Consider the following 4,366-nt stretch of genomic DNA (forward strand, 5'->3'; position numbering starts at 1 on the left):
ACCAGCACCGTCACCGCGCAGGGCCTCTCACCCTGGGCAGGACACGCGAGGAGTGGGGACTTCTAACTGGCCACCAGTGGGGACCGCGATCCGGCCACCAGTGGGGACTTTTTCATGGCCACGGACAACGTGAACCCGGAGGTTGCGGGAGTAGGAGGACCAGGTTGCCGGCCGAACTTGGTTGCGTTCGGCGGCCAGCCACCGCTCGGCCCACATGGCCAACGTCTCCGTGTCGGGTGCGACGTGTTGGCCGTTGGCGATGTCGCGAAGTCGCTCACGGAGGGTCGCCTGGGCGGCACGCCGCGTCTCGAAGCCGCGGACCCGGAACTGTCTGACCTTGCCCTGCCGGGGATCGTATGCGCGGTAAACGATGGAGAACCGCTCGCCGGCGTTGGTGCGGTAGGAGCTGATGCTGCCCTCGCCGTGTCCGCGACGCTTACGTCCGGTTGTCATTGTTGTCCAGCTTTCCAGGTCGTTGAGATGGCCACGAGATGGTCGGGTTGGACGCCTGTCGATCGGCAGGCGCGGCTCGCGCGCGTTCGGAACCTGTCACATCGGTGCTCGCGGTAGCCAGGGTGAACGCGAAGGCGTCGGCGTCGGCGGCTGCTCCGCTTCGTCACGACGAACGGGGATGCACGTCGTGATGATCCGCCAGGAGGTAGAGGTTCGAGCTTTGGCCGCCGCCCTTCCGCTCCCGCGGCGCCACCTCGATGTACCCCGCGTGCACGAGTTCGGTCGTCCAGTTCTGAATGGACCGGGTCGTGCAACCAAGGTCTCCTGCTAGCAGTCGCTTACTCGGGAAGCAGGTGCGGTGCTCGATGTCCGCGTAGGTGGCGAGCAGTACGTACAGCAGTCGTGCGTTCGGGCTGACCGCCGCGTCGCGGACGATGCGGGTTGAGACCTTGGCGAAGGGCAACGCGCCCTTGCCGTCGTTCTTGGCGTGGACGCGCTTAGTGGGTTGCCTCCGGCCATCGGGCGCCGTGTTGGCTTCGTCAGGAGCAGTCTCCAGCGCGTCCCTAGTGGTCTGCGCGGGTAGCGATGCGCGATGGTGTACGCCGCGCTGCCGGATCGGGTCCGCAGTCGGGTGAGCCGAATCCGACTCTGGGTCAGCCGTCGGCTCAGGGCTCCCCCAGGTGACGGGCTCGACCAGTCCAAGGAACTCGAGGTCGCGGTAGTCCATCGCCATGTCGAGGGCGCTCATCGACTGCTCCGGACGGCGACTTCGGGCGAAGTAGGCACGCGCGCACAGCACCCCGGAGAACCGAAAGTCTCCGGGCCGGGTGCATAAATGTTCCTAGGCCCCTGGAACGGGCGTTCCGGGCATTGAACGAGACCCACCACATCTAGAGACATCTCGAACGAGAGTCGCGAAAACCTATCCGCGCCGTCGATGTCACCGGCGACACCTTCGGCTGTCACTCCAGGCCGCCGACGTTAGTCGAACCGCGACGCGAACCGGGCGAGGTTGTCGGCTCCGCCCTGCCGTCCGGCTTCGCCCCCTGGTCAGGCCTCGGCTCGGCCGAGTCAATGCCGGGGTCGTGCTCGCGCTCGTCGAGATGCAGCATCCTTCGCAGGGCCGCGGTGGGGATGAAGATGCGCGATCCGATCACGATCGAGGGAATCTCGCCCTTCTTCAGCGCGTCGTACACAGCGGTGCGCCGCAGCGTCGGGTGCAGCCCGATGACATCGGCGGGTCGGAGCAGCGGCTGGAGCTCGGGGTTGGGCAGCATGGTGGCGGCTTCTTTCGACATGGACTCGGCTGGGTGCCGGATCCCTGCGGAACTGGTCGATGCTGCCTCCGGGGCATAAACGGGCTGTGCCTTCAAGAAGAGGAACGCTGGGATCGTCCGAAGGGTTACGGCCTTGTTCGGACGCGTGGTGATGTGTCCGGCAGGGTCCGGGGATGAGCTTGTCCTCAGCGACGCGCGATACACCCCTGGCGCTGTCCTACGCACGCGGGCGCGGAGGGAAGCCGGGCGCCACGCTGGCCGACAAGTTCCGCTGGGCTCGCGCGCAACCGATCGACTTCGCGGTGACGTTGCTCGGCTACTGCGCTGGTGATGGGTTTGGCAGCGGGATTGTGACCGCCAACGTGATCACCGTGGCGCCGAGGGCAGTTACAGGCCAGCGAATACGGGCCATATCGCCATCTGCGCAGCGGGATACGGAGTCCCCCCTCGGGCGATTTGACGCCGAAGACTTGATCTTGAGCCGCTGCTCGTCACAAGAGTTGCCGCCCATCGGGGTCCTCGCCGATCGCTCGGCCCGGGCCGCCCGGCCACGTGTGCCGCTCCGGCTCGCGACCCGTCCGATTCCGCGCATGAGTTGAGTCTGACTGTTCAGTGGCGCACCAACGCTTGAGCTTCGGTCCCCCACGGCCGTCATCGTCGTTCGCGAAGACGGGGAGGTGGCCTTGCGTCGACGAGCGACCCCCAGGCCCTCAACGGGCGACACTCTGCAAACGCGTAGCAATACCCCCCGGGGGTGTCACCTCGTCGTATTCCAGCCGTGCGCCGCAGCCCCCACCCCGCTTATGCCGGGCTGTGCCTTCGGGGCGTCACCCCGGGTGGGGACTCATTCCTAGCCCGCGGAGCGACAGAACGGCGTTCGATCGTCAAGCCGTCCGCCCGCGTCAGCCTCAACCGGCTATCGAGGGGGAACCTGCTCGACCTCGGTCGCGACGATGTCGCCCGCTTTGGTCCGCGTGCTGGGCGCCTTCTGATAGTCGATGACCGACGCGTCCCGCCTGTAACCGCTGGCAAAACCTCGGCTCCCAGCCTGCAGCTGCCTCAGGCGGCGTCCGCTGTCCGGCAACAAGCGGCGTCGTTGCCCATCGCGCAACCGTCGAGACAGCACCGCCGGGTCCCACCAAAGCGCAGCCGCGCACGGTCTTCAAGCGGCGGTCGACGCAAGCGTCTGCGTCTGGGACAAGTAGCTGACCATGACCCCCAGGGAGCATCACCATGATCATCGATGAGACGCTGCGTTGCCTCGACTGCGGATCGAACCGTGTCCGCACCGGCACCGGACCGGTCGCCTGTCCGCCTGAGCTCGCCCGCGCTCGCCGTAAGCCGGAAGGCCGCGCCGGATACAGCGACCCCGCGTGGATGTTGCGAGCCCTGAACGCCGTTGAGGCCGCAGTCGCCACCGGCGTCCCGTTCCAGTTTGGAGACCTCGACGTCGAGCCCAACCCAAGCCAGCATGGCGTCTTCATGAACGTGCTCCACAGCAGTAAGGCGCTTCAGTACGCAGGCGCGACGCCTGACGGGCGGAAAGGTCGACGAGGCGAGGTGCAGCTGTGGAAAGCCAGCCCCGACTTCGTGATAGCCATTGCGCGGGTGCGTGCGCATATCCGCAAGACGACTGAGCAGGATCAGTTCCAGGCACCGACGGAACACGCGCAACCGCAGTTCTAGCCTGTGAAGAGGTGCGCCCGCCCGAAGGTGAATTCGGCAGCAGGGTGCTATTCCATGCGTACAAGTCGGCACCCGAGGGCTGCGTTGCAGCAGCCCGGGCACCTGCCCCGATCTGGGCCAGCTACAAGCAGTCCGGCGGACCGCTCGCGGCAGAGTCGAACATTCTTTAGCGCGGACGGCTGTCCGAGATCGACGGCTGGTTGCTGGGCAACTTCACCAGGATCACACCGAACTCCGGCGTCTGGGTGCCGAGGGCGTCCGCGGACGCCTCAGGCGTTGCGGCCGCGCACAGCGGCATCAACGGCCCGAAGCCAGCGTGGAACGGTCGCTGAGCGCACCCTCTGGACGCTGGGCCCGTTGCTGTCAGACCCCTCGTGCACACTCCGCGCCATGCATCACCTCGAACCCGCCCCGTCCGCCCCGACAGCCAGCAGGACAAGGCGCCGGCGCATCCGCCGCGGCGTCATCGGCGGCGGCCTGGCGGCACTGTCGCTGCTGCTCGGCCTGGTCGGCGCCAACCTGGCCTGGAACCGTGCCGGCGACATGTTCCTTCGGGCGGGATACCTCACCAGCTGCGCAGAGGGCGCCGCAGACCCGGCGACCGTGGATCGGTGCGCGAGTTTGGCGAAGGCTTCGGATCACTTCGGTCCCGTGCCGCTCGACGATAAGGCGCTGACGTTGTCCTACGCCTCGAGCATCAGCGCCACCGGCAGCGCGGCGATGACTCTCGGCAGCGTCATCGCCTCGCTCCTCGTCGGGCTAACCGGCTTGTGGGTCGCCGCCGTCCGCGACGACTGCGCGACCGGACGCCTGCGTTAGTGTTGTTCGCGTGGATCAAGCAGAGCGCGTTGGTTCCGTATTCGTCGTCGGTCGGCTTCCCCGGATCACCTACAACCCGCGCGACGACAGGGGCCTAGATGTCGTGACCCGGGACGTTGTTATCAGGCGGC

Annotated in this window: 5 protein-coding genes; 2 read left to right on the plus strand and 3 right to left on the minus strand. The window is 67.1% G+C overall.

The genetic code is table 11. The annotated features are described in order from the left end of the window. Positions 1-27: 27 nt before the first annotated feature. The 3 genes from ACTHMS_RS05265 to ACTHMS_RS05275 all read right to left on the minus strand — a co-directional run bounded on the left by ACTHMS_RS05265 (position 28) and on the right by ACTHMS_RS05275 (position 1,730). Positions 28-453 (minus strand): Arm DNA-binding domain-containing protein, encoded by a 426-nt coding sequence (locus ACTHMS_RS05265; RefSeq protein ID WP_440305623.1) that lies wholly within the window; start codon positions 451-453, stop codon positions 28-30. A gap of 163 nt (positions 454-616) precedes the next feature. Next, positions 617-1,201, minus strand: coding sequence for a helix-turn-helix domain-containing protein (locus tag ACTHMS_RS05270; protein WP_440305624.1), 585 nt, complete (start codon positions 1,199-1,201; stop codon positions 617-619). Between the two features lie 214 nt (positions 1,202-1,415). Next, positions 1,416-1,730, minus strand: a complete 315-nt coding sequence (locus tag ACTHMS_RS05275; protein ID WP_440305625.1) for a hypothetical protein — start codon at positions 1,728-1,730, stop codon at positions 1,416-1,418. Positions 1,731-2,963: 1,233 nt separating this feature from the next. Here ACTHMS_RS05275 and ACTHMS_RS05280 point away from each other — a divergent pair. Continuing rightward, positions 2,964-3,416 (plus strand): hypothetical protein, encoded by a 453-nt coding sequence (locus ACTHMS_RS05280; RefSeq protein ID WP_440305626.1) that lies wholly within the window; start codon positions 2,964-2,966, stop codon positions 3,414-3,416. Between the two features lie 390 nt (positions 3,417-3,806). Continuing rightward, positions 3,807-4,235: a hypothetical protein gene (locus ACTHMS_RS05285; protein WP_440305627.1), complete on the plus strand. Its 429-nt coding sequence runs from the start codon at positions 3,807-3,809 to the stop codon at positions 4,233-4,235. Positions 4,236-4,366 lie beyond the last annotated feature (131 nt).

The organism is Jatrophihabitans sp. (genome assembly GCF_051960575.1).
Lineage (GTDB): Bacteria > Actinomycetota > Actinomycetes > Mycobacteriales > Jatrophihabitantaceae > JBQCEE01.

Coding starts and splice junctions, on each gene's coding strand:
- ACTHMS_RS05265 (WP_440305623.1), bottom strand. CDS start 453: ATGACAACCGGACGTAAGCGTCGCGGACACGGCGAGGGCAGCATCAGC.
- ACTHMS_RS05270 (WP_440305624.1), bottom strand. CDS start 1,201: ATGAGCGCCCTCGACATGGCGATGGACTACCGCGACCTCGAGTTCCTT.
- ACTHMS_RS05275 (WP_440305625.1), bottom strand. CDS start 1,730: ATGCTGCCCAACCCCGAGCTCCAGCCGCTGCTCCGACCCGCCGATGTC.
- ACTHMS_RS05280 (WP_440305626.1), top strand. CDS start 2,964: ATGATCATCGATGAGACGCTGCGTTGCCTCGACTGCGGATCGAACCGT.
- ACTHMS_RS05285 (WP_440305627.1), top strand. CDS start 3,807: ATGCATCACCTCGAACCCGCCCCGTCCGCCCCGACAGCCAGCAGGACA.